This window comes from Haloplanus litoreus (assembly GCF_045690335.1).
Taxonomy (GTDB): domain Archaea; phylum Halobacteriota; class Halobacteria; order Halobacteriales; family Haloferacaceae; genus Haloplanus; species Haloplanus litoreus.
The window spans coordinates 2,084,657-2,104,881 of the sequence record NZ_CP147874.1 but is presented as its reverse complement, the minus strand read 5'-3'; the positions used below and the strand labels follow the sequence as shown (position 1 = coordinate 2,104,881).

The 20,225-nt window shown below is 67.1% G+C and carries 20 protein-coding genes and 1 tRNA gene; 17 read left to right on the top strand and 4 right to left on the bottom strand.

What is annotated here, in order from left to right; translation table 11 throughout:
• Positions 1-34 precede the first annotated feature (34 nt).
• Complete coding sequence (locus V8686_RS11300; protein ID WP_379704202.1) at positions 35-700, top strand: AIM24 family protein; 666 nt, start codon at positions 35-37, stop codon at positions 698-700.
• Between the two features lie 118 nt (positions 701-818).
• On the opposite strand, the gene V8686_RS11295 is transcribed toward V8686_RS11300, so the two are convergent.
• Positions 819-1,433, bottom strand: coding sequence for a DUF3592 domain-containing protein (locus V8686_RS11295; RefSeq protein WP_379704200.1), 615 nt, complete (start codon positions 1,431-1,433; stop codon positions 819-821).
• A 61-nt stretch (positions 1,434-1,494) separates the two neighbouring features.
• Here V8686_RS11295 and V8686_RS11290 point away from each other — a divergent pair, with 61 nt between their 5' ends.
• From V8686_RS11290 to V8686_RS11260, 7 genes are all read left to right on the top strand, one after another.
• Entirely contained in the window at positions 1,495-3,141 is a 1,647-nt protein-coding gene (locus V8686_RS11290; RefSeq protein ID WP_379704199.1) for a hypothetical protein, read from the top strand.
• Positions 3,142-3,204: 63 nt separating this feature from the next.
• A complete protein-coding gene (locus tag V8686_RS11285) occupies positions 3,205-4,278 on the top strand; it encodes a DNA-methyltransferase (RefSeq protein ID WP_379704197.1) in 1,074 nt (357 codons plus the stop codon).
• A gap of 210 nt (positions 4,279-4,488) precedes the next feature.
• Positions 4,489-4,561 (top strand) — tRNA-Arg (locus tag V8686_RS11280).
• A gap of 250 nt (positions 4,562-4,811) precedes the next feature.
• Positions 4,812-5,087: a DUF7553 family protein gene (locus V8686_RS11275; RefSeq protein WP_379704196.1), complete on the top strand. Its 276-nt coding sequence runs from the start codon at positions 4,812-4,814 to the stop codon at positions 5,085-5,087.
• A gap of 139 nt (positions 5,088-5,226) precedes the next feature.
• Positions 5,227-7,125 (top strand): arginine--tRNA ligase, encoded by a 1,899-nt coding sequence (locus V8686_RS11270; protein ID WP_379704194.1) that lies wholly within the window; start codon positions 5,227-5,229, stop codon positions 7,123-7,125.
• Positions 7,126-7,167: 42 nt separating this feature from the next.
• On the top strand, positions 7,168-7,737 hold the full coding sequence (locus V8686_RS11265) for a thermonuclease family protein (RefSeq protein WP_379704192.1): 570 nt from the start codon (positions 7,168-7,170) through the stop codon (positions 7,735-7,737).
• 229 nt (positions 7,738-7,966) lie between these two features.
• Positions 7,967-8,593 (top strand): METTL5 family protein, encoded by a 627-nt coding sequence (locus tag V8686_RS11260; protein WP_379704191.1) that lies wholly within the window; start codon positions 7,967-7,969, stop codon positions 8,591-8,593.
• A 1-nt stretch (position 8,594) separates the two neighbouring features.
• Here V8686_RS11260 and V8686_RS11255 read toward each other — a convergent pair whose 3' ends face one another.
• The 3 genes from V8686_RS11255 to V8686_RS11245 all read right to left on the bottom strand — a co-directional run bounded on the left by V8686_RS11255 (position 8,595) and on the right by V8686_RS11245 (position 11,019).
• Positions 8,595-10,259, bottom strand: a complete 1,665-nt coding sequence (locus tag V8686_RS11255) for a rhomboid family intramembrane serine protease (protein WP_379704189.1) — start codon at positions 10,257-10,259, stop codon at positions 8,595-8,597.
• A 183-nt stretch (positions 10,260-10,442) separates the two neighbouring features.
• Entirely contained in the window at positions 10,443-10,721 is a 279-nt protein-coding gene (locus V8686_RS11250) for a UPF0058 family protein (RefSeq protein WP_379704187.1), read from the bottom strand.
• A gap of 85 nt (positions 10,722-10,806) precedes the next feature.
• The gene (locus V8686_RS11245) at positions 10,807-11,019 is read right to left on the bottom strand and encodes a ribbon-helix-helix domain-containing protein (RefSeq protein ID WP_121919215.1); all 213 of its coding nucleotides are present in this window, start codon (positions 11,017-11,019) and stop codon (positions 10,807-10,809) included.
• A 171-nt stretch (positions 11,020-11,190) separates the two neighbouring features.
• Between V8686_RS11245 and V8686_RS11240 the strand changes: the two genes are divergently transcribed.
• From V8686_RS11240 to V8686_RS11200, 9 genes are all read left to right on the top strand, one after another.
• Positions 11,191-11,784, top strand: coding sequence for a sulfite oxidase-like oxidoreductase (locus V8686_RS11240; protein ID WP_379704185.1), 594 nt, complete (start codon positions 11,191-11,193; stop codon positions 11,782-11,784).
• 36 nt (positions 11,785-11,820) lie between these two features.
• On the top strand, positions 11,821-13,158 hold the full coding sequence (locus V8686_RS11235) for an isochorismate synthase (protein ID WP_379704183.1): 1,338 nt from the start codon (positions 11,821-11,823) through the stop codon (positions 13,156-13,158).
• Complete coding sequence (gene menD / locus V8686_RS11230; protein ID WP_379704181.1) at positions 13,155-14,921, top strand: 2-succinyl-5-enolpyruvyl-6-hydroxy-3-cyclohexene-1-carboxylic-acid synthase; 1,767 nt, start codon at positions 13,155-13,157, stop codon at positions 14,919-14,921. The genes V8686_RS11235 and menD overlap by 4 nt, the downstream gene beginning before the upstream one ends.
• Positions 14,922-14,958: 37 nt before the next feature.
• Positions 14,959-15,309, top strand: coding sequence for a hypothetical protein (locus tag V8686_RS11225; protein WP_379704180.1), 351 nt, complete (start codon positions 14,959-14,961; stop codon positions 15,307-15,309).
• A gap of 45 nt (positions 15,310-15,354) precedes the next feature.
• Complete coding sequence (locus V8686_RS11220; RefSeq protein WP_379704178.1) at positions 15,355-16,293, top strand: 1,4-dihydroxy-2-naphthoyl-CoA synthase; 939 nt, start codon at positions 15,355-15,357, stop codon at positions 16,291-16,293.
• Between the two features lie 67 nt (positions 16,294-16,360).
• Positions 16,361-16,897, top strand: a complete 537-nt coding sequence (locus tag V8686_RS11215) for a hypothetical protein (RefSeq protein WP_379704176.1) — start codon at positions 16,361-16,363, stop codon at positions 16,895-16,897.
• A gap of 58 nt (positions 16,898-16,955) precedes the next feature.
• The gene (locus tag V8686_RS11210) at positions 16,956-18,131 is read left to right on the top strand and encodes an inorganic phosphate transporter (protein ID WP_379704175.1); all 1,176 of its coding nucleotides are present in this window, start codon (positions 16,956-16,958) and stop codon (positions 18,129-18,131) included.
• 47 nt (positions 18,132-18,178) lie between these two features.
• Positions 18,179-19,120 (top strand): 1,4-dihydroxy-2-naphthoate polyprenyltransferase, encoded by a 942-nt coding sequence (locus V8686_RS11205; protein WP_379704173.1) that lies wholly within the window; start codon positions 18,179-18,181, stop codon positions 19,118-19,120.
• Between the two features lies 1 nt (position 19,121).
• Entirely contained in the window at positions 19,122-20,204 is a 1,083-nt protein-coding gene (locus V8686_RS11200) for a mandelate racemase/muconate lactonizing enzyme family protein (protein WP_379704170.1), read from the top strand.
• The last annotated feature ends 21 nt before the right edge of the window (positions 20,205-20,225 follow it).

Below are 20,225 nucleotides of genomic sequence, written 5' to 3'. Positions count from 1 at the left end.
TCGTCGATGAAGCTGTTAAAATGGCTTCGCAACTATGGATATCGAGCAATTCGCCACCGAGCACGTCACGACGGGGACCGACGCACCGTTCCAACTCGAGAATAGCTACACGCTGACCGTCGCCGTCGACGGATCAGTTCTTGCGAAAGCTGGATCGATGATCGCGTTCACGGGTGATCTATCGTTCACCGGGAAAGCGTCCGCCGAGGGCGGAATTACCGGGTTCATCAAGCAAGCCGCGACTGGAGAGGGGACGCCAATCATGAACATCGAAGGACAGGGACACGTCTACCTCGCTGACAGCGAGAAAAAAGTCCAGCTCCTCGAACTCGGTGTCGAGGATTCGATCACTGTCAATGGCGAGGATATTCTCGCGTTCGAGCCGGGCGTCTCGTACGAGATCTCTTCGATGGACACGCTTGCCGGGGCGTTCGCTGGCGGGTTCACGAACGTCTACCTCGAGGGACCAGGGTACGTCGCCATCACGACACACGCCGATCCCATCGTCCTCGAACCACCGGTCTCGACCGATCCGAGTGCGACGGTTGCCTGGAGTGGACCCTCACCGAACGTTCAGGTCAACAAGAACCTGTCCGACATGATCGGGCAGGAGTCCGGCGAACGGTTCCAGATGAACTTCGAGGGCGACACCGGCTACGTCGTCGTGCAGCCGTACGAAGAACACGCCGGCGAGAACTAGACCCGCCCAACATCATCTCCGCCGATGACTACAGGAAAAACAGCCTTGCGGAGATGTTCGCTCACCACTACCGCGAGCAGGAGTAGACGGATCCGATAGCAGATGCGAGAGCAGAGATCTAGTTCCGAAAGATGGAGACGCTCGTACCAAGGGCGAGGAGAGCACCGAGCCCGATGATGTAGAACGGTTTGTTACTGCTCCGGTGCTTGAGGAACGCATTTCCGGGCGAATCCGTCGGGACGTAAGCCGTTACAGTGGCTCCCGGTTCATACCCCTCTAATTTCGCTCTGGCGTCTTCTTTGGTCTCGAACTCGTGCGTAACGCCTCCGGGATACACGTTTGAAGACGTATCGGCCTCTCCTTCGTAAGTGTGGTTGAAGGTCGCCCGGGGACGGTAGCCGTCGGTTCCCCGTCGTTGCTTGACTCGTTCGAGTGAGGTAGCGACGACCGTTGTATCGACCCTTTCTGTGGCGTCTAATGCTGCGGAGTGAGCCGAATAACTGTCTGCACCATACCATCGTCCCAAGCCCGACGACCAGCGCAAGTGCGATCTGGGGTGCCCCCGATGGGCCGCCGAAGGTGAATTCCATACCTGAGTCGTGGGGCTAATAGATGGTGACTGAAGAATCCACGTGTCTCGTTCCGTAACGGCCCTCAATACACGTTGTTGACCTCGATGGCGCGAGTTATCGGACCCGTAGATCGTCCTTGCTCCATCTCTGACCGTCGTCATTCCTCACCGTTCGGTCGGGGGTCGGTATCGTAATACCCGTCCGGTGCCAACGTCGTAGTACATGCCCTCCCTCGACGACCTCCTGCTCGCGGTCCGCGACTGGTTGGAACGACAACGTACCCGGAACCCCCGGGGAGTTGCCGGCGGAGCCGTCGTCGTCTCGGCGACGCTCCTCGCGCTCGCATGGTACTTCCGTCCGTGGCTCCACGGAGTCGTCTACGGGGTGTACACGACGCCGATCCTTCCGCTTGCCGTGGCGTTCGGACTGGTACTCGCTGTGGTCGTCGGGCGGCGCCTCGGTCCGTCCGTGGGTGGCCAGGCCGGCACCGCCGCGCTCGTACTCGTCCTCGTGGTAAGCGTGAGCGCGACCGGGTTGCTGGCTGGCGAAGAACTCGGAACATCGACGATGGAGCGCGCGAGTGCAACGGACAGCCTGAGCGAAACCGATCCGGAGAAACCGCGGGTCGTGACCAAAGCCGTCGCGGCACGGTACGCCTCGAACACGCTCAACTTCCCGCAGTACCGCATCGACGGTGGGGATATCACCGTCCGGAACGGAACCCCGTACTGGTCCTACGCGCTCACCCCCGATGGCACCTTCAACTACTACACCAAACAGCAACACGGGACGGTCCTGGTCGACATGACGCGGCAGAACGCCGAGGTGGATACGGTCGTCGGTGACCTCCGGAAGGGGATCGGTCCCGCGTTCTACAACAACTATCGGTTCGCGATGCTCAAACAGGCGAACTATCTGGTCGAGTACGACGACCCGTTCATGGTCGTCCACGAGGACGACCAGTATATCGCCGTCCCGTACACGAAACCGGAGTTCCACTGGCTCCCCCTGCCGTACACGACACCCGAGTGGGGTGGCGTGGTGTTGATCGACGGCGACGGCGACATCGAGGACCTCTCGCCCACCGAGGCCCGCGAGCATCCCGTCCTGCAGGACCAGAAGCTCTACCCGTTCGACCTGACCCGTAAGCGGGTCGCCGCGACGAAGTATCGTAACGGCATCGTCAACACGTTCACCAGCCACGAGGACGAAATCGAGGTGGCGCCAGTACCCGGCGAGGGCAACGACCAACCGTTCCTCGTGTTCACCGATAGCGGTCCGGAGTACATCGTCGCCGTCGAACCGTACGGACAGGCACAGGGACTCAAAGAGATCTGGGCGGTCGACGCCCGAACCGGCGAGTACGAGCGGTACTCCCCGACGCAGTCCCTGTTCGGGGCCCGCAAGGCGACGGATTACGTCCGACAGGCCGCACGCACGACCGACTGGAATCGATTTCGGCCCTCCGAACCGATCCCCGTCGTCGTCGACGGGCAACTGTACTGGCAAGTCCGGATCGTCCCCAGCGACAGTAGCGGCATCGCGTACATGGCGTTCGTGAACGCTCGGTCGAGCGACGTCTACGAAGTGGAGACGACGGCCGAGGTAACCGCCTTCCTGCAGGGTGAACAGCTCGATACGGGCCGTGGCGACGGGCGACCGCCCGAGGGTCGGACGCCGACGCTCGTCGTGGAGCGAGTGGCCCCGAACGGTTCCGTGGTCGAGACACTGGAGATATACGGCAACGAGACCGTCCGCGTCGTCCAGGGGAACGCGACCAACACGACGGCCGGATCGGACGACGGCACTGCGGATCGACGCCGTCCGGACGTGTCGGGCGTGGGAGCCGTCTACGCGTTCGGCCGGTGACGCGAGCGACTCACACAAAGTTATAGCTACCACCGGGAACACCATCCGGTACGATCGGACCGCATGATACAGGCTACGGATATCCCCGACTGGCTCGACTCGGACGATAGAAACGCGCTCGTCCACGGCGACAGCCGCGACGTGTTGCAACGGGTCCCGGACGCTGCCATCGACTGCGTCGTGACCTCGCCGCCGTACTGGGGGGTCCGTGACTACGACGGGGAGAGCGGTCTGGGGACGGAAGCGAGCGTCGACGAGTTCGTCGACGCCCTCCTCGCCGTCCTCGACGAGGTGAAACGCGTGCTGAAGCCCGAGGGGAGTTTCTGGCTCAACCTCGGGGACACGTATCGGGACAAGGACCTCGCGGGCGTGCCGTGGCGGGTGGCGCTCGCGCTCAAGGACCGCCAGAACTGGATTCTGCGAAACGACGTCGTCTGGAACAAGGTGAAAGGAAATCCGAGTTCGGCGACCGATCGCCTGCGTGTCATGCACGAGTACGTCTTCCACTTCGTCACGCAGAAGTCCTACTACTACGACGACGACGCCATCCGGGAAGACGAGGACTTCGAACTCACCTACAAGGACAACGGCGACGTCGTCTCGCCGACGGGGGTCTCGGGGGCACGGTACCGGCGACAGATCGAAGAAAGCGAGACGTTGAGCGAGGACGAAACGGAGAACGCCCTCGACGCACTCGACGAGCACCTAGAGATGCTGCGGAATCGGGAGATCAAGGACTTTCGCATGGTCGTCCGCGACGAACAGCGGACGACCCACGGGGACTCGGCTGATCTCTCGGGACGCGCCCGAGAGCTAGCTGAAAAGGGATTCTACTGCCTGCGATACAACGCGAACGGACCGATGCCGGAGAACGTCTGGGATATCGTCCCCGAGGACGAACACCGCGACGACTCACACTGTGCAGTCTACCCCGTCGAACTCCCCAAGTTGCCGATTCGGGCCACCTGTCCCGAAGACGGCATCGTCCTCGATCCGTTCGTGGGGACGGGGACGACGGTGGTCGCCGCGAACAAACTCGGTCGCCGGGGACTCGGAATCGACGCGAGTGCGGAGTACCTAGAGACCGCCAGCGACCGTCTCGACGCCGGCGTCCAGATGACCTTCGACGGCCTCTGACCGACCGGTCGCTCACCCGGACGCCGAAACCGACACCGCGTCGGCGGTTCGGACGAAGCCAACGCCGTCGGACTGAGTTCCCACGCCCTGCACACGATGAGACTGTCCGAAGGAGCCCCCGCAGTCGTGGGCCGTGGATCGACCGCCGACCCCGCCCCGGCAGTCGATCAATAGGTATATACGTCGCTCCGGGCAACGTTTGACCGACGTGTCCCGGTAGGGTAGTGGACTATCCTCTTGGCTTCCGGAGCCAGGGACCGGCGTTCAAATCGCCGCCGGGACGTTTCTACCGACACCCCGACGCCGAGCGCCACGCTCGCACCCGCTCGCGTTGGCGCCGGCCTCGAAGAAGGGGATCTGAGTGCACACGAGAGGTCCGAGCGTCTGGCCCGGGAATCGAATCGGGAGTTCGATCCACACATCTTCGACGATTGAGGCGGTGACCGCCACTCGCCGCCAGCGCGGCTTCGAACCGGTGCTGTGTGTATTGCACACGACTAAAGATATATCCGCAGTCGGCACGAAGGCGACGTATGCGCACGCTTCGAGAGGTGAACAGGAGACTGATCGACGCCATCGAGGAACCCCCGGACACGGGTGAGGAACCGCGTCTGGACAGACTCGCTGCGACCCTCTGGGATCGCGAACGGAACGGGGACACGCTGGATCCCGGCTCCCTCTGCCGGCTGCGTCACGCATTGCGGGACATCGCCGAGACGACACACGAGGACCGGGCACGGCACCTCGAACGTGCCCGCGACCTGCTCGCGGAGTACGCCGCCGAACGGCCGAACGACCGACACACGTAGTCGACGTCACCGACCGTCGTGGCGACTGCGTTCGAGTTCAGAAAGCGCGCTACGCCAGCACGTGCCGCGCTCACACGGTGTGGCGATCCCGCCCATGTAGTGAGATTTATGCGGGAGTAGGGGTGAGGATTTCCGAAGAATGCTTGGAGCTATCCGACGCGAGCTACTCGAGGGTCTCCGCGTCGCCGTCGCCGACGTGGGCTACGACCGCGAGGTCGACTCCTCGGCCGTCGAACTGGAGGACTTCGACGACGAGGAGAAAGGGGAGTTCTCGTCTGCGATTTCGTTTGCCATCGCGGCCGACGCCGGGGCGAACCCGATGGCCGTCGCCGAGGAACTGGCTGACGCCCACCGTGGTCATGGTCTGCCGACGGGCATCGCGAGCGTCACCGTCGTGAACGGCCACATCAACTACCACTTGGACGTGGAGACGATGGCTCGGCTGACGCTCGCGACTATCGACTCGGAGGGCGCGGGCTACGGGTCGCGTGAGCGGACCGACCCCGAACGGATCGTCGCCGACGTCTCCTCGCCGAACATCGCCAAGCCCCTCCACGTGGGCCACCTGCGGAACACCATCCTGAGCGACGCGCTCATGAACGTCCTGGCGGAGCGTGGCCACGACGTGACCCGCGACAATCACCTCGGCGACTGGGGGACGCAGTTCGGAAACCTGCTCCACGAGTACGTCGAGTTCGGCGACGAGGCGGCCTTCGAGACCGACCCCATCGCCCACCTGCTCGAACTCTACCAGCAGTTCGAACAGCGGGACGGACTGCTGGAGGACGTCGAGGAGTTCGGCGCCCTGACCGGGGAGTTCGAGGCGGCCGTCGCAGAAGAGCGGGCGTACCACGTCGACGACGGCAAGGAGTGGTTCGCTCGTCTCGAACGCGGCGACGAGGAGGCAGTCGAGCGCTGGGAGCAGTTCCGCGAGGCCAGTATCGAACGCTTCGAGGCCATCTACGCGGAACTCGGCGTCGACTTCGACCTCTGGTTGGGCGAGAGCTTCTACGCCCGCGAGGGATGGAACGACCTGGTCGTCGAGAAGGCGTTGAACGAGGAGGTGGCGATGCGCGGCCCGGACGGCTCGGTGTTCATTCCCATCTACCCCGACGAGTACGACGACGCGGGCGACCCGGAGAAGGCCAACGTCGACGCGTCCCTGGATCGCGCCCGCAGGATGATCGACGAGGCCGGGACCGTCGACGACGCCGAGTTCGACGCCTTCTACATCGTCAAGTCGGACGGCTCGACGGTGTACGGAACGCGCGACCTGGCGACCATCGAGTACCGGGTCAGCGAGTTCGACGCCGACCAGTCGGTGTACGTCGTCGCCAGCGAGCAGAACCGCTACTTCCAGCAATTGTTCGTGGCCGCACGCAAGATGGGGTACGACGACGTGCGCCTCGAACACATCGACTACGGCATGATCAGTCTTCCCGAGGGGAGCATGTCGACCCGCGGCGGACAGATCGTCACGGTCCGTGAGGTCCTCGACGCGGCCCGGGAGCGCGCCCGCGACATCGTCGAGGAGAAGGGCCGGAACGTCGAGGCGGGAGAAGTCGACGCCATCGCCCGCAAAATCGCGCTCGCGACGGTCAAGTACGGGATGGTGGCCTCGAACCGCGGCAAAGACATCACCTTCGACATCGACGAGGCGGTGTCGCTGGAGGGCGACACCGGGCCGTACGTGCAGTACGCCACCACCCGTGCGTACAGCATCCTCGACTCGGCGCCGGGTGTCCCGGCCGTCGACGACGTCGACCCGTCGGCGTTCAACGACACGGATCACAACCTCCTCTATCACCTCGGACGATACCCGCTCGTCCTGGAACGCTGCGAGAAACGGTACGACGCCGCGCCGCTGGCTCGCTACCTGCTCGACCTGGCACACGTCTTCAACTCCTTCTACCACAAGAATCGGGTGCTGGACGCGGAGTCCGCGGCCGAGGAACGACTCGTCCTGACCGACGCCACGGCCCAGGTGTTCGAGAACGGTCTCGGACTGCTCGGCATCGAGACGCTCGCCGAGATGTGAGGCGCCGGGGCACTTATTCTCCCCCGCTCCGACGCCTCGACCGTGTGCCGACGCGACGACTGGCTCCCCGTACTACTCGTCGTCTGTCTCCTGAGCGCCGGGTGTGCCGGCGTGGCGCCGGCGCCGACACCCGGGGCCGAGGCGACGGCGACGCCCTCGAACGGGACGGCCGTTCGCGTCGTCGACGTCGTCGACGGCGACACCCTCGACGTGCGGTTCCCGGACGGTCGGACGGACACGGTGCGGTTGCTCGGCGTCGACACGCCGGAGGTCCACACCGAGAACGATCCGGCGGAGTTCGAGGGAGTTCCCGACACCGAGGCCGGCCGGACCTGTCTCCGCCGTCAGGGCGAGGCGGCGAGTGCCGTCGCTTCGGAACGCCTCGCGGACCGGGAGGTGACGCTCCGGTTCGACGCCGCGGCGGGCCGGCGCGGCGGCTACGACCGACTGCTCGCCTACGTCGTGACCGACGGCGAGTCGTTCAACGCGGCGTTGCTCGAACGCGGACACGCCCGCCTCTACGACTCGTCGTTCCGGAATCGGGATCGATACGCTGCGCTCGAACGTGCGGCCCGTGAGGCGGGACGAGGCGTCTGGTCGTGTGCGGAGTGACGGGAGTCGCCGCCCGGGAACTGCAAGGGAATGGGGGATGGCGCGTGTGCCCCCGAGAGAACGACGCGCTCGTCGCAGACGAGTCTCGGGGGACGCAGTGATTACTATCAAGCATTCACAAAGACTTTAGTATAACCAGAAAATATGTCACGACGAACATGGCTCCCACACGGTTCCGGACGGTGGAGACGGGCGAGCGGACGACGTGGGTCCGTGAGGCGGTGAGTCGATGACGGCGACCAAGGCGGGACTCGCTGGACAGTTAGCGGTCGTCGCCGGCTTCGAGAACCCACAGGCTGCCCTCGAGCAGTATCCGACGCCGCCGGAACTGGCCGCTCACGTGGTCCACGTGGCGGACCTCAACGACGATATCGAGGGGCGGACGGTCGTCGATCTCGGGGCGGGGACGGGAATGTTCACGCTCGGAGCGGCACTCCGGGGTCCCGCCCGAGCGGTCGGCGTGGAGATCGACCGCGGCGCCCTCGACGTCGCTCGGGAGAACCAGCGCCGTGTCGGAACGCGGACGGAGATTCACTGGGTTCAGGCCGACGCCACGCGTGCCCCCCTGTGTCCGGACGGCCCCACGACGGTCGTGATGAATCCGCCGTTCGGCGCACAGGAGGGCAACGAACACGCCGATCGGGCGTTTCTGGCGACCGCCGCCGATATCGCGGACGTCTCGTACTCGGTGCACAACGCCGGTAGCCAGGAGTTCGTCGGGTCCTTCGCCGCCGACAACGGTGGCGAGGTTACGCACGCGTTCGCCGCCGAGTTCGATCTCGACCGGCAGTTCGACCACCACGCCGCGGACCGCAAGGAGATCGACACGGAAGTGTTCCGCATCGAGTGGACCTGAGCTATTCGTAGGTCTCCCGTTTGGCCACCCGAACCCGCGTCGCCCCGTCGATCGCGTAGATGCGACCCTCGACGTTGGCGAACTCCAGGCCACCCGCGGACACCGTCTCGTTGACCGCCGGCATCGGCGCCGCGGCCGAGCGGTTGCCGAGCGAGACGTTGAGACGGAATCCCTTGGGTGCGGCTTCGACGGAGACGTTTCGGCCGGCGACGACGGGATCTGCCTGGGCTGGCGGCGAGGTGAAGGCCGTGACGTTCCGGTCACCGTGAACCAGTCGGACCCGGTAGACCGTGCCGCCGCCGATGGCGTTCCACCCCGTCCGCTGGACGCCGACCGAGTCCCGCCACCCGACGCCGCCGAGACGGACCTGCGTCGCCCCCGTGAAGTCGAGACGCCCCTTCGAGACGGCAGTCATCCAGATGCCGCGGTCGCGGTTCCTGACGACCACCCCCGAGGTGTTGACCTGCGTCGTCTCGCCGAACGCCTCCACGTCGACGACCGACACCATCCCGTTGGGCACGTTCTCGGCGTACGTCACCTCGTAGCCACGGACGGTGATCGGATCGGCCTGTCCCGGCAGGTCGTCGGACTGGGTCGTCATCAGGTTGACGGGGACCGCGGGGCCGGCGAGAGCGGCCGTACAGAACAGCAGGACGGTCGCACCGATCCGCCACCGGGGGACTGCCCTGACCGCGCCGGGATCGTCGGGCGTCGACACGAGCGGTCGAGCCGACGCCGCGACGGTGCCGGCCACGAGCGTCGCGAGGAGGAGTACCAACGCCAGGCCCGCCGCGCGGTAGAGGACGTAGGTCTCGCCGCCGCGGTACCAGTAGACCGCCCAGAGCGACTGCGCGACGCCGAAGAGGACGACGCCGCCGACGACTCGGGCGGCCGTGGGGCGCTCCTCCGATCCGGCCCGCACGACCCAGACGCCGAGGAGGACGCCCACGAGGAGGCCGAAGGCGTGACCCTGGATGGCGATGTCGGCCCACCAAGGCGAGGAGTAGGACGGGCCGGCACTGGCGGATATCGTCGGATTCCGGAGCGCGGCGTAGAGCGTCCGGACCGCGTTCCCGACGGTGACGGCGACGACCGTCGTGATCGGATACCGGACCAGCGCGAAGCCCGCGAAGGCGAAGACAACGCCGGAGAAGCCGATGACCGGCCCGATGGCGAAGGCGGCGCTGAACAGGCCAACGGCGACGACGCCGGCCGGGAAGACGACGACGGCCCGCACGTAGGGATTGGTCAGCGGCGACGTGAACGTCTGGACGCCGCGTTCGCGGGGGAAGTGTCCCCAGGCGTACTCCGCGATGGGCGCCAGCACGACGGTACCGACGAGATTGCCGACGAGGTGGCCCGATCCGGAGTGGGCGAAGCCGGCGGTCAGCATCCCCAGCGGGTAGAAGTACGACCACGCCCGGAACGGAATAGTGACTGGCGCGTTCCAGTGGTCCCACCCTCCCTGGACGAACAGGTACACCGCGAGGACGACGCCGACGGAGACGAGCGTGCCCCACGGGACGCCGAGGACGAACCGGGATCTGAGGCGGGCTCCCCAGCGACCGCGGGGACGGTCGAGCGCGACGACTGCGGCGAGAGCGAGGACGGCGGCGAGTCCTACTGCAAGACGAAAGAGCGTCGCCGAGTCCGGAACGCCGAGCATGCTCCCCGTTCACGCCCCGCAGGTAATGAATCCGACGGGCAGGGTGGCCGCGGCCAAGCAGCGGCGTTCGAGGACGAAAGGTGGGCGGGAGCCGAGCCCGGAAGGGATACTGTCGGCTGTACCTGTGTCACGCTGTTCGCTCCCCCGGACGACGAATAGCCGCTCGACGTACAACCGGCAGTATTAGAGCTTGTTTTCGGCGTCTTCGGCGAGTTCGGCCATGCGCTTGCCGACCCGACCGGCGTCGGAGAACTCGTCTTCGCTCATCGCCGTCGCCAGGGCATTGCCGAGGACGAACACCGCGTGTTTGTGCTCGCTCTTGGACTTGTGGACGTGCGATGGGTCGACGCTCAGCGACTCGTAGGGGTCGAAGATCGTCTCGTCGACCGACTCCTGGCTCCGGAAGTAGTTCATGATCGCCACCATCTGCTCGTGCAGTTCGAGGAGTTCTTCCTTGTGCATACCTCCGGATACGGAGGTAGGGCGGTTAAGGATTATTGCGGCTGGCTCTCATACGCGCCCCCTCGTTGCGGCCCCGTGCCCGCGATCAGAACACGTACTCGTCTTCGTGTCCCATCATCCCCTCGTCCTCGAATCCCGGTTCTTCCTCCTCGATGGGACCGCTCGTCTTGTACGCCCGGAGACCCGTAGAGAGCAGTTCCTGGATGGCTTCCTCCCGGTTGACGAACTCGCCCTGCTCGATCAACTGAGCGATCTGCATCTCCAGATGTTCCGGGACCGTTATTTCCACTTTCGGCATTTGAACGTTCGACGGTTTGGAAGGGGCGTATTTAAATTCTGCGGGGGCTGGTTCGGATTATCATAATCACGGATTACGCGAACCGAGGTAATTTCACGCGATTACGAAATACAGTTTCATATTCGCGTAATCGACCGACACGAATAGGTATCTCGAGCTGTCAGGGGAGCTATGGTCAGGGACACGACGGACCTCTACCGGGAGTTCGGGGACGAACGGCTCCCGCCGGGACAACGCCGGACGGAGTCGTTTCCCGTCCTCTCGAAGGGGAACGTCCCCCGAGTTACCCGCGAGGAGTGGTCGCTCAGGGTGAGCGGTGCCGTCGAGGAGTCGGTCACCCTCGACTGGGAGGCGTTCACCGATCTGGACGTCGAGACGCAGCGCCAGGACTTCCACTGCGTGACTGGGTGGAGCCGGTTCGACTGTGACTTCACCGGCGTGCCGTTTACCGCCCTCGCGGACCGCGTCGGCGTCGATTCGGACGCGGTACACGTCCTCTTTCACGCCGCGGACGACTACACGACCGACCTCCCACTCGACGCGTGTCTGCGCCCCGAGACGCTCTTTGCCTTCGAGTTCGACGGCGACCCCCTGTCACGGGACCACGGCGGCCCGGTCCGGGTGGTCACACCGCACCGGTACGCCTACAAAGGGTCGAAGTGGGTGACGGGCGTCGAGTTCCTCACCGAACCGCAGCGGGGTTTCTGGGAGAAACGGGGCTACTCCGTGACGGCGAACCCCTGGCGCGAGGAACGCTACGGATAGTTAGGTAAAAGAGTGCGGCGGCCTCACGGATTTATAATGGGTGTCCCGCGAAGTGACGAGACGGGAACGCGTCTCGTCAGTCGGTCGATTCGGACGTCCGTCCCCTCGCTCCGTGCCGCCCTCGACGCGCTGCCGGCCCCGCGGACGTTCTGGGCCGCCCCGGACGAGGCGACGGTGGTCGCCGGCGGCGTCGCCGCCGCCATCACCGCCGACGGCGGGAATCGGTTCACCGCGATCAGGGAGGGCGTCGATCGGATGTTGCGCTCGGGCGACGTTCACGCCGGCACCGAGGCCGCCTGTCCGCGCCTGTTCGGCGGCTTCGCCTTCCACGACGACGGCGGCGACGGCTCCGTGTGGGCCGACTTCCCCGGCGCGCGCTTCGTCCTGCCGCGCGTTCAGGTGACCGAGACGGACCGCGGAACGTGGTTGACGGTCAACGCCGTCGGCCCGGACGCGACGGCGGATGCCGTCGAGAAACGACTCGACGACGAACGCGAGCGTCTGGCGGGTATCGACGACGCCGACCCGGGAGTACCCCCCGAAATCGTCTCGCGGACGCGGACGACTCCCCGCGCCGCGTGGCAGGACTCGGTCGAGGCGGCCGTCGAGCGCATCCGCGCCGGCGACCTGCAGAAAGTCGTCCTCGCGCAGGCCCTCGACGTGACGCTCGACCGGCCGCTCTCGGTGCCGGACGTGCTCGCCCGCCTCGGGTCGACGTATCCCGACTGCTATCGCTTCCTCGTCGAACCGACGGCGGATCCGGACCGGTCGAGTTTCTTCGGTGCCACGCCGGAGCGCCTGGTCAGCAGCTACGGGCGGACGGTCACCACCGGCGCGCTCGCCGGTACGACCGGCCGCGGCGACACACCCGCGGAGGACGACTGGCTGGCCGAGGAACTGCTCGCCGACGAGAAGAACGTCCACGAACACGAACTCGTCGCGGAGACCATCCGGGAGCAACTCGCGCCGTTTGCGTCCTCCATCACCGCAGGTGAGCGCCGCGTCCGCCGTCTGGAGACGATCCAGCATCTCTTCACCCCCATCACGGCGACGCTCGACCGCGAGACGCACGTCCTCGATCTGGTGGAAGCGCTCCACCCGACGCCCGCAGTCGGGGGCTTACCCCCGGAGCGAGCGCTCGCGACCATCCGCGAGACGGAACCGTTCGATCGCGGCTGGTACGCCGCGCCCATCGGCTGGGTCGACGCCGCCGGCAACGGCTCCTTCGCAGTCGCCATTCGCTCGGCGGTCGCCAGGGGAGCCGAGACGACACTCTTCGCCGGTGTCGGCATCGTCGCCGACTCCGATCCGGACCAGGAGTGGGACGAAGTACAGCTCAAATACCGCCCGATTCTCGACGAACTGGAGCGATGAGCGCGCCGAACCGCAACGTCCTCTGGGGGCGCGCGCTGGTCGACGAACTCGTCCGCGCGGGCGTCGACGCCGTCGTCGTCTCGCCGGGCAGTCGTTCGACACCCCTCGTGACCGCCGTCGAAGAACACGACGACCTGCGGACCTACTCCGTCCTCGACGAGCGCTCGGCCGCCTACTTCGCCCTCGGGCGCGCGAGACGAACGGGCGAGGTGACGCCGCTGATCTGCACTTCGGGGACCGCCGCCGCGAACTACCACCCGGCCGTGATCGAGGCCGACCGTGGGCGCGTTCCCCTCCTCCTCCTCACCGCGGATCGCCCACCCGAACTCCACGACAGCGGCGCCAACCAGACCGTGGATCAGGAGAAGTTGTACGGCGACGCAGTCCGCTGGTACGCCGACCTGCCCGAACCCGAAGCGACGGAACGAAAGCTCCGGTCGCTGCGGACGACGGCCGCCCGCGCCCTCGCCGAGGCGACGGGAACGCCGTCGGGGCCGGTTCACCTGAACTGTCGGTTCCGCAAGCCACTGGAGCCGACGCCGGTGACGGGCGACGTCCCCACGGATATCGACCCCCTCGCCGCCGCCGGCCGCGACGACGACCGGCCCTTCGTGACGACGACGGCGGGCACGCCCCGACTGGATCGGGCCGACCTCCGACCGGTCGTCGAGGGACTGTCGGTCGGTCGCGGGCTGATCGTCGCCGGGCCGACCGATCCGCCGGGCGTCGATCCCGAGGCGATCACCGCCCTCGCGCACGCGACGGGCTTTCCGATCCTCGCCGACCCGCTCTCGGGCCTGCGCTTCGGCGGCCACACCCGCGTGACGACGACCGTCGGCGGCTACGACGGCTACCTCGACTCGCGGGTCACCGCGGACTGGCCCGCTCCCGAGGTGGTCTTCCGGATCGGCGCCTCGCCAACCTCGAAACGTCTCCGGAAGTACCTCTCCCGGACCGGCGCCCGCCAGTTCGTCGTCGATCCGGCGGGCGGATGGCGCGAGGCGGAGTTCCGCGCGACCGACCTCGTCGTCGCCGATCCCTCGCGTCTGGCGGCCCGGCTCGCGGAACTCGTCGGCGGCCCGGACGCCCCGGAGTGGCGCGAGCGCTGGAGCGAGGCCGACCGCACCCACCGAGAGACCGTCGGCGGGGTGACCGGCGACGGCGCAGGCGGCTACTTCGAGGGTGCCATCCTCGCGGACGTGACCGACCTCGCGCCCGAACCGTCGACGCTCGTGGTCTCCAACTCGAACCCCGTCCGCGACGCCGACCGCTACGTTCCGCCGTCCGCAGCGGGATACACCGTCCTCGGGAACCGCGGCGCCTCGGGCATCGACGGCGTCGTCTCCACTGGGCTGGGTGCCGGGAGCGCCACGACCGACCACCTCACGCTCGTCGTCGGCGACCTGGCGTACTACCACGACGGCAACGGCCTACTGTCGGCGCTCCGGTGTGGCGTCGACGCGACGGTGGTCCTGCTCAACAACGACGGCGGCGGCATCTTCCACCGCCTTCCAATCGAATCCTTCGACCCACCCTTCACGGACTCGTTCCGGACACCCCACGGTATGGAGTTCGAACCGACGGCCGATCTCTACGACCTGACACACGTCTCGGTGTCCGACCGCGACTCGTTCAGGGAGGCCTACGCCGACGCCGTCGAGAGCGACGGTACGGACGTCCTCGAAGTGCGGACGGACGCCGAAGCGAGCCAGCGGACGCGTGAGCGCCTCCTGGCCGCGACCGTCGACGTACTCGCCGAGTGAGCCGGATTTATTGACCCGGGGTGAGCAGTCGAGACCGATGCCCTCCACGATTCGAACTTGGCGGTTACCGATCCTCGTACTGGTGCTCCTCCTCGTCGCCTACGCGGGAGTGGTCGCGGGGGACTTCCTGTTCGGCGTCTTCGTCGGGGCCGTCCTCTACCTGCTGGGGTGGATGATCGACCGGCTGTCGACGGGGACCCCCCTCGACGACATGTCCCGAGAGCGGCGGATCGTGACGGGCGCCGCCGTCCTGACCGTCCTCGTCTACGCGGTAGTCATCTCGGCGGCGATACTGCTCGGCGTCCTCGTCGCGGCGACGGTGTTCGTCGTCTCCTGGATGACGGCGCCGGCCGGTCCCGTCGCGCGGTGGCTGGACGGCGTGGCCTGACCGCCGACCTGCATCTTTTTGCGCACGCCGCCCCCCTGTCGGGGTATGGTTTCGGACCTCTTCGACCCGGACCGGTGGACGGCCGTCACCGACGAGTTCAGTGACGTGACCTACCACCGGGCGGTCGACACCCCCGCGGCCCGCGTCGCCATCGACCGGCCCGCGGTGCGCAACGCCTTCCGCCCCCGCACCGTCGACGAACTGTACGCGGCGCTGGATCACGCCCGGCAGCAACCCGACGTCGGCTGTGTCCTCCTGACCGGCAACGGCCCGTCACCGAAGGACGGCGGGTGGGCGTTCTCCGCGGGCGGCGATCAGGCCATCCGCGGCGAGTCTGGCTACGAGTACCGCGACGACGACGACGCCGCGCCGGCCGAAGGAACCGACGCGGCGACCGACGACGCGTCGCTGGGGACGGAGACGCCGACGGTCGGACGCCTCCACATCCTCGAAGTGCAGCGGCTGATCCGCTTCATGCCCAAACCCGTCGTCGCCGTCGTCCCGGGGTGGGCCGTCGGTGGCGGGCACTCCCTCCACGTCGTCTGTGACCTCACGCTCGCGAGCGAGGAGCACGCGAAGTTCCTCCAGACCGACCCGGACGTCGCCTCCTTCGACGGCGGGTTCGGCTCCGCCTACCTCGCCCGACAGATCGGCCAGAAGAAGGCACGAGAGGTGTTCTTCCTCGGCAAGACCTACGGCGCCGAAGCGGCGGCCGATATGGGCATGGTGAACGAGGCGGTGCCACACGAGGACCTAGAGACGGTGGCCCTGGAGTGGGCCGAGACGATGACGGGGAAGAGTCCGACCGCGATGCGGATGCTGAAGTACGCGTTCAACCTCGCTGACGACGGTATGGTCGGCCAGCAGGTGTTCGCCGGCGAGGCGACTCGACTCGCGTACATGACCGACGAGGCGAGCGAGGGACGGGACGCGTTTCTCGAGGGTCGAGACCCGGACTTTTCGAACGTACCATGGCACTACTGATGGACGGCTCCACGAGAGGAAAGCGAGAGGGTATATGTTCGAAGCCCTCAAATCGAGGTAGTTACCGATGAATCCGAGTCGTGTCGACTTCTTCGTCGACTTGGCGTACGGGCTAGTTATTCTCCTAGCGGTGGGGCTCATCCTCGTCTTGGGGACGAACGTCGGCGTCGCGTTCGGAATCGGGGCCCTCGTCTCCTACGTGGTACACGTCGTGTGGAAGATGGCCCGGTTCGATCCCGAGTGGATGACCGAGGAAGTGACCGAGAAAGTCGAGGAGACGCTCACCGAAGAGGTCACCGAGAGCGTCGAGAAAACCGTCGCCGAGGAAGTCACCGAAGAGGTCACCGAGAGCGTCGAGAAAACCGTCGCCGAGGAAGTCACCGAAGAGGTCACCGAGAAGGTGGAACAGACGGTCACCGAGGAGGTGACCGAAAACGTCGAACGCACACTCTCCGAGGAGGTGGACGACATCATCGAGCAACTGCAGCAGGTGAACGACCGCGTCGACAGGCGCCCGCGCGCCGATCAGATCGACGCGATGACGAAAGACGACGCGGAGACGGACGCGGAGGCGGACGCGGACGCGGAGGCGGAAAATCGATGAGCCGAAAGCGACGGATCGGTCCGCACGAACGCACGGGTCGTGGGGGCGACGGCGACGCATGATCGGGGCACTCCTGCTCGTCGGGTTCGGCGTCTCGCTGTTCGTGGGCTTCAACATCGGCGGGTCGAACACGGGGCCGGCCTTCGGGCCGGCAGTCGGGGCGGGCGTCATCTCGAAACTGTTCGCTGGCGCCCTCATGGCCGTGTTCTTCTCCGTCGGCGCGTGGACCATCGGCCGGCGGGTCGTGAACACGCTCGGTCGCGAACTGGTGACCGATCCCGGCGTCTTCACCGTCGAGTCGAGTATCGTCGTCCTCTTTTTCATCGGCGGAGCGCTGTTCGTCGGCAACTACGCCGGTGTGCCGGCCTCCACGTCGATGACCGCAGTCGGCGCTATCGCCGGCCTCGGCGTCGCGGCCGGCGAACTCGACTGGGCCGTCATGGGTGAAATCGCCGTCTGGTGGATCGTCGCCCCTCTCGTCGGATTCTGGGTGTCCGGCGTCGTCGGCCGATACTTCTACCCGGCGATCAACCGCTGGATCGCCATCGAGCGCAGCGACGGGAACCTGCTCACCCTCGACCGCTCCGGAGCGATTCCGATGCCGAAGTCGGGCCCGAACACCACCCGTCGAGAGGTCGCGGGGACCGTCGTCGTCATCAGTATCGGCTGTCTAATGGCCTTCTCGTCAGGCACGTCGAACATCGCCAACGCCATCGCGCCGCTTTACGGCGCCGGCGTCGATCTGAATCTCCTGATCGTCCTCGGCTGCCTCTCCGTCGCAGTCGGGGCGCTCACCATCGCTCGCCGGACGCTCGACACCCTCGGCAACGACATCACCGACCTGCCGCTGACGGCGGCTATCGTCGTCGCCGTCATCTCCTCGGGCATCGTCATCGGCCTGTCGGCCATCGGCATCCCCGCCTCGTTCGTCATCATCGCGACGATGTCCATCGTCGGCCTCGGGTGGGGGCGCGCGACCCGATCTATCACCGTCTCCGAGGGCGTCCGCGGCGAGAAGAAGCCGAACGTCTCCGTCGGGGCACTCACCGCCGACGAACCGGGCGAGGAGGCGCCGGAGATCGGCGAGGAGGAACCGGAGGACACGCCGAGCGCCGCCGACCTGTTCAACCCCGAGACGACGGGGCGGGTCGTGTTGATGCAGAACGTAGTTCCGATCCTCTCGACCGCCGGCGCCTACGCGACGTTCCGCCTCCTGTTCGCCGTCTGGTGGTAGGTCGAAAAGCGGCAGTCTTTACGCGGTGGCGTCCCGACCGTTCGACGATGAGCACACAGGAGATCAGCCGATCCCGGGCGTGGGTGATGGCCGCACGGCCACAGACGCTCCCGGCGACGGCGGCTCCGGTTGCCGTCGGAACCGGTCTCGCGGTCGGCCGCGGGGTCGACCACGTGCTCGCCGCCGCCGCGGCGCTGATCGGCGCCGCCCTCATACAGATCGGCACCAACTTCGCCAACGACTACTACGACGCCGTCAAGGGCGCTGACACGGACGACCGCGAGGGATTCACCCGTGTCACGCAGTCGGGACTCATCTCCCCCGAATCGGTAAAGCGGGCCTCCTACCTCACGTTCGGCGCCGCCGTCCTCGTGGGCACGACGCTCGTCTACGTCGGCGGCCTTCCCATCCTCGTCGTCGGGCTGCTGTCCGTCGCGGCCGGTTACGCCTACACCGGCGGTCCCTACCCGCTCGGCTACCACGGCCTCGGCGACGTCTTCGTGTTCGTCTTCTTCGGCGTCGTCGCCGTCACGGGCACGTACTACGTCCAGGCGGCCGCCGTCCTCGCGGCACCGCTCCCGCTCACGATTCCGCCGGGAACGCTCCCGCCGGTCGCCGTCGTCGCTAGCCTCCCCGTCGCCGCGCTGTCGACGAACATCCTCGTCGTCAACAACGTCCGCGACATGGAAACCGACGCACGGACGGGCAAGCGAACGCTCGCCGTTCGCCTCGGCTACCGCTGGAGTCGCGTTCAGTACGTTACGCTCCTCGCCCTCGCGTACCTCGTCCCGCCCGCGCTGTGGCTCGTCGGTCCCGCCTCCCCCGCCGTCGTGCTGCCACTCCTGACGCTCCCGCTCGCCGCGAGCGTGGGCCGCACCGTCTGTACCCGGACTGCCGGCGAGGCGCTGAACCCCGCGCTCGAACGCACCGGCAAACTGCTCGCCGCACACGCCCTTCTGTTCGGCGTCGGCCTCGCCGTCGGGATATGAGATGAATCGGCGCGACTTCTCGCTCCCCCTCGCGCGCCCCCTGTCGACCGCCCGTGGCCGCATCGAGCGCCGCGAAGGGGTGCTGGTCGGTATCGACGCCCACGACGTCCGGGGTGTCGGCGAGGCGACGCCGCTCCCCGGATGGACGGAGTCGCTCACCGACTGCCGGACCGCCCTCGACGCCGTGGCCGCCGCCGGCGACGACGCGCTCTTCGACGCCGTGGCCGACGCCGGCGACGCGCCGGACCCACTGAACGACGCACCGCCGTCCGTGACCGACCCGCTTGACGACGCCCCCGCGGCCCGTCACGCCGTCGAACACGCGCTCCTCGACGCCGCGGGACGGTACGCCGGCCGTTCGCTGGCGTCCCTCCTCACCGACGGTCCGGCGGCGACGGTGCCGGTGAACGCGACGCTCGGCGACGCCGACGTGGACGCGACCGTCACGGCGGCGACCGAAGCCGTCGAGGCAGGTTTCGACTGCCTGAAACTGAAAGTCGGCGTCGGGGCCCTGGACCGCGACGTGACACGCCTCCGCGCGGTCCGGGACGCGGTGGGGGCGGACGTCGCCCTCCGGGCGGACGCAAACGGTGCATGGAACCGCGAGACGGCGATGGAAGCGGTCGACGCGTTCGCCGCCCTGGATCTCGCCTACCTCGAACAGCCACTCCCCGCCGGGGACCTGTCCGGGCACGCCGCCCTCCGGGACCGCGGTGTCGACGTCGCGGTCGACGAGACACTGGCCGAGATGCACCCGGCAGCGGTACTGGAGGCCGGTGCCGCGGACGTGCTGATCCTGAAGCCGATGGCGCTCGGTGGCCCCGGTCGAGCGTACCGGGCGGCGACCGACGCGCGGGCGGCAGGCGTCGACCCGGTGGTAACGACGACCATCGACGCCGTGCCGGCCCGGACGGCGGCGGTCCACGTCGCCGCGGCGATTCCGGACGTGCGCGCCTGTGGGCTGGCGACCGGAAGCGCGCTCGCCACGGATCTCGCCGCCGATCCGGTGCCGGTCGACCGCGGCACTATCGCCGTCCCCGAGGGATCGGGGGTCGCCGGCGACGCCTTCGACGATCTGGTGTGATCACCGCCGAAGCTATAGGAA

What these genes read in the sequence shown, in the direction of transcription:
- V8686_RS11300 (WP_379704202.1), top strand. Translation starts at nt 35, where the DNA reads ATGGATATCGAGCAATTCGCCACCGAGCACGTCACGACGGGGACCGAC.
- V8686_RS11295 (WP_379704200.1), bottom strand. Translation starts at nt 1,433, where the DNA reads ATGACGACGGTCAGAGATGGAGCAAGGACGATCTACGGGTCCGATAAC.
- V8686_RS11290 (WP_379704199.1), top strand. Translation starts at nt 1,495, where the DNA reads ATGCCCTCCCTCGACGACCTCCTGCTCGCGGTCCGCGACTGGTTGGAA.
- V8686_RS11285 (WP_379704197.1), top strand. Translation starts at nt 3,205, where the DNA reads ATGATACAGGCTACGGATATCCCCGACTGGCTCGACTCGGACGATAGA.
- V8686_RS11275 (WP_379704196.1), top strand. Translation starts at nt 4,812, where the DNA reads ATGCGCACGCTTCGAGAGGTGAACAGGAGACTGATCGACGCCATCGAG.
- V8686_RS11270 (WP_379704194.1), top strand. Translation starts at nt 5,227, where the DNA reads ATGCTTGGAGCTATCCGACGCGAGCTACTCGAGGGTCTCCGCGTCGCC.
- V8686_RS11260 (WP_379704191.1), top strand. Translation starts at nt 7,967, where the DNA reads ATGACGGCGACCAAGGCGGGACTCGCTGGACAGTTAGCGGTCGTCGCC.
- V8686_RS11255 (WP_379704189.1), bottom strand. Translation starts at nt 10,259, where the DNA reads ATGCTCGGCGTTCCGGACTCGGCGACGCTCTTTCGTCTTGCAGTAGGA.
- V8686_RS11250 (WP_379704187.1), bottom strand. Translation starts at nt 10,721, where the DNA reads ATGCACAAGGAAGAACTCCTCGAACTGCACGAGCAGATGGTGGCGATC.
- V8686_RS11245 (WP_121919215.1), bottom strand. Translation starts at nt 11,019, where the DNA reads ATGCCGAAAGTGGAAATAACGGTCCCGGAACATCTGGAGATGCAGATC.
- V8686_RS11240 (WP_379704185.1), top strand. Translation starts at nt 11,191, where the DNA reads ATGGTCAGGGACACGACGGACCTCTACCGGGAGTTCGGGGACGAACGG.
- V8686_RS11235 (WP_379704183.1), top strand. Translation starts at nt 11,821, where the DNA reads ATGGGTGTCCCGCGAAGTGACGAGACGGGAACGCGTCTCGTCAGTCGG.
- menD (WP_379704181.1), top strand. Translation starts at nt 13,155, where the DNA reads ATGAGCGCGCCGAACCGCAACGTCCTCTGGGGGCGCGCGCTGGTCGAC.
- V8686_RS11225 (WP_379704180.1), top strand. Translation starts at nt 14,959, where the DNA reads ATGCCCTCCACGATTCGAACTTGGCGGTTACCGATCCTCGTACTGGTG.
- V8686_RS11220 (WP_379704178.1), top strand. Translation starts at nt 15,355, where the DNA reads ATGGTTTCGGACCTCTTCGACCCGGACCGGTGGACGGCCGTCACCGAC.
- V8686_RS11215 (WP_379704176.1), top strand. Translation starts at nt 16,361, where the DNA reads ATGAATCCGAGTCGTGTCGACTTCTTCGTCGACTTGGCGTACGGGCTA.
- V8686_RS11210 (WP_379704175.1), top strand. Translation starts at nt 16,956, where the DNA reads ATGATCGGGGCACTCCTGCTCGTCGGGTTCGGCGTCTCGCTGTTCGTG.
- V8686_RS11205 (WP_379704173.1), top strand. Translation starts at nt 18,179, where the DNA reads ATGAGCACACAGGAGATCAGCCGATCCCGGGCGTGGGTGATGGCCGCA.
- V8686_RS11200 (WP_379704170.1), top strand. Translation starts at nt 19,122, where the DNA reads ATGAATCGGCGCGACTTCTCGCTCCCCCTCGCGCGCCCCCTGTCGACC.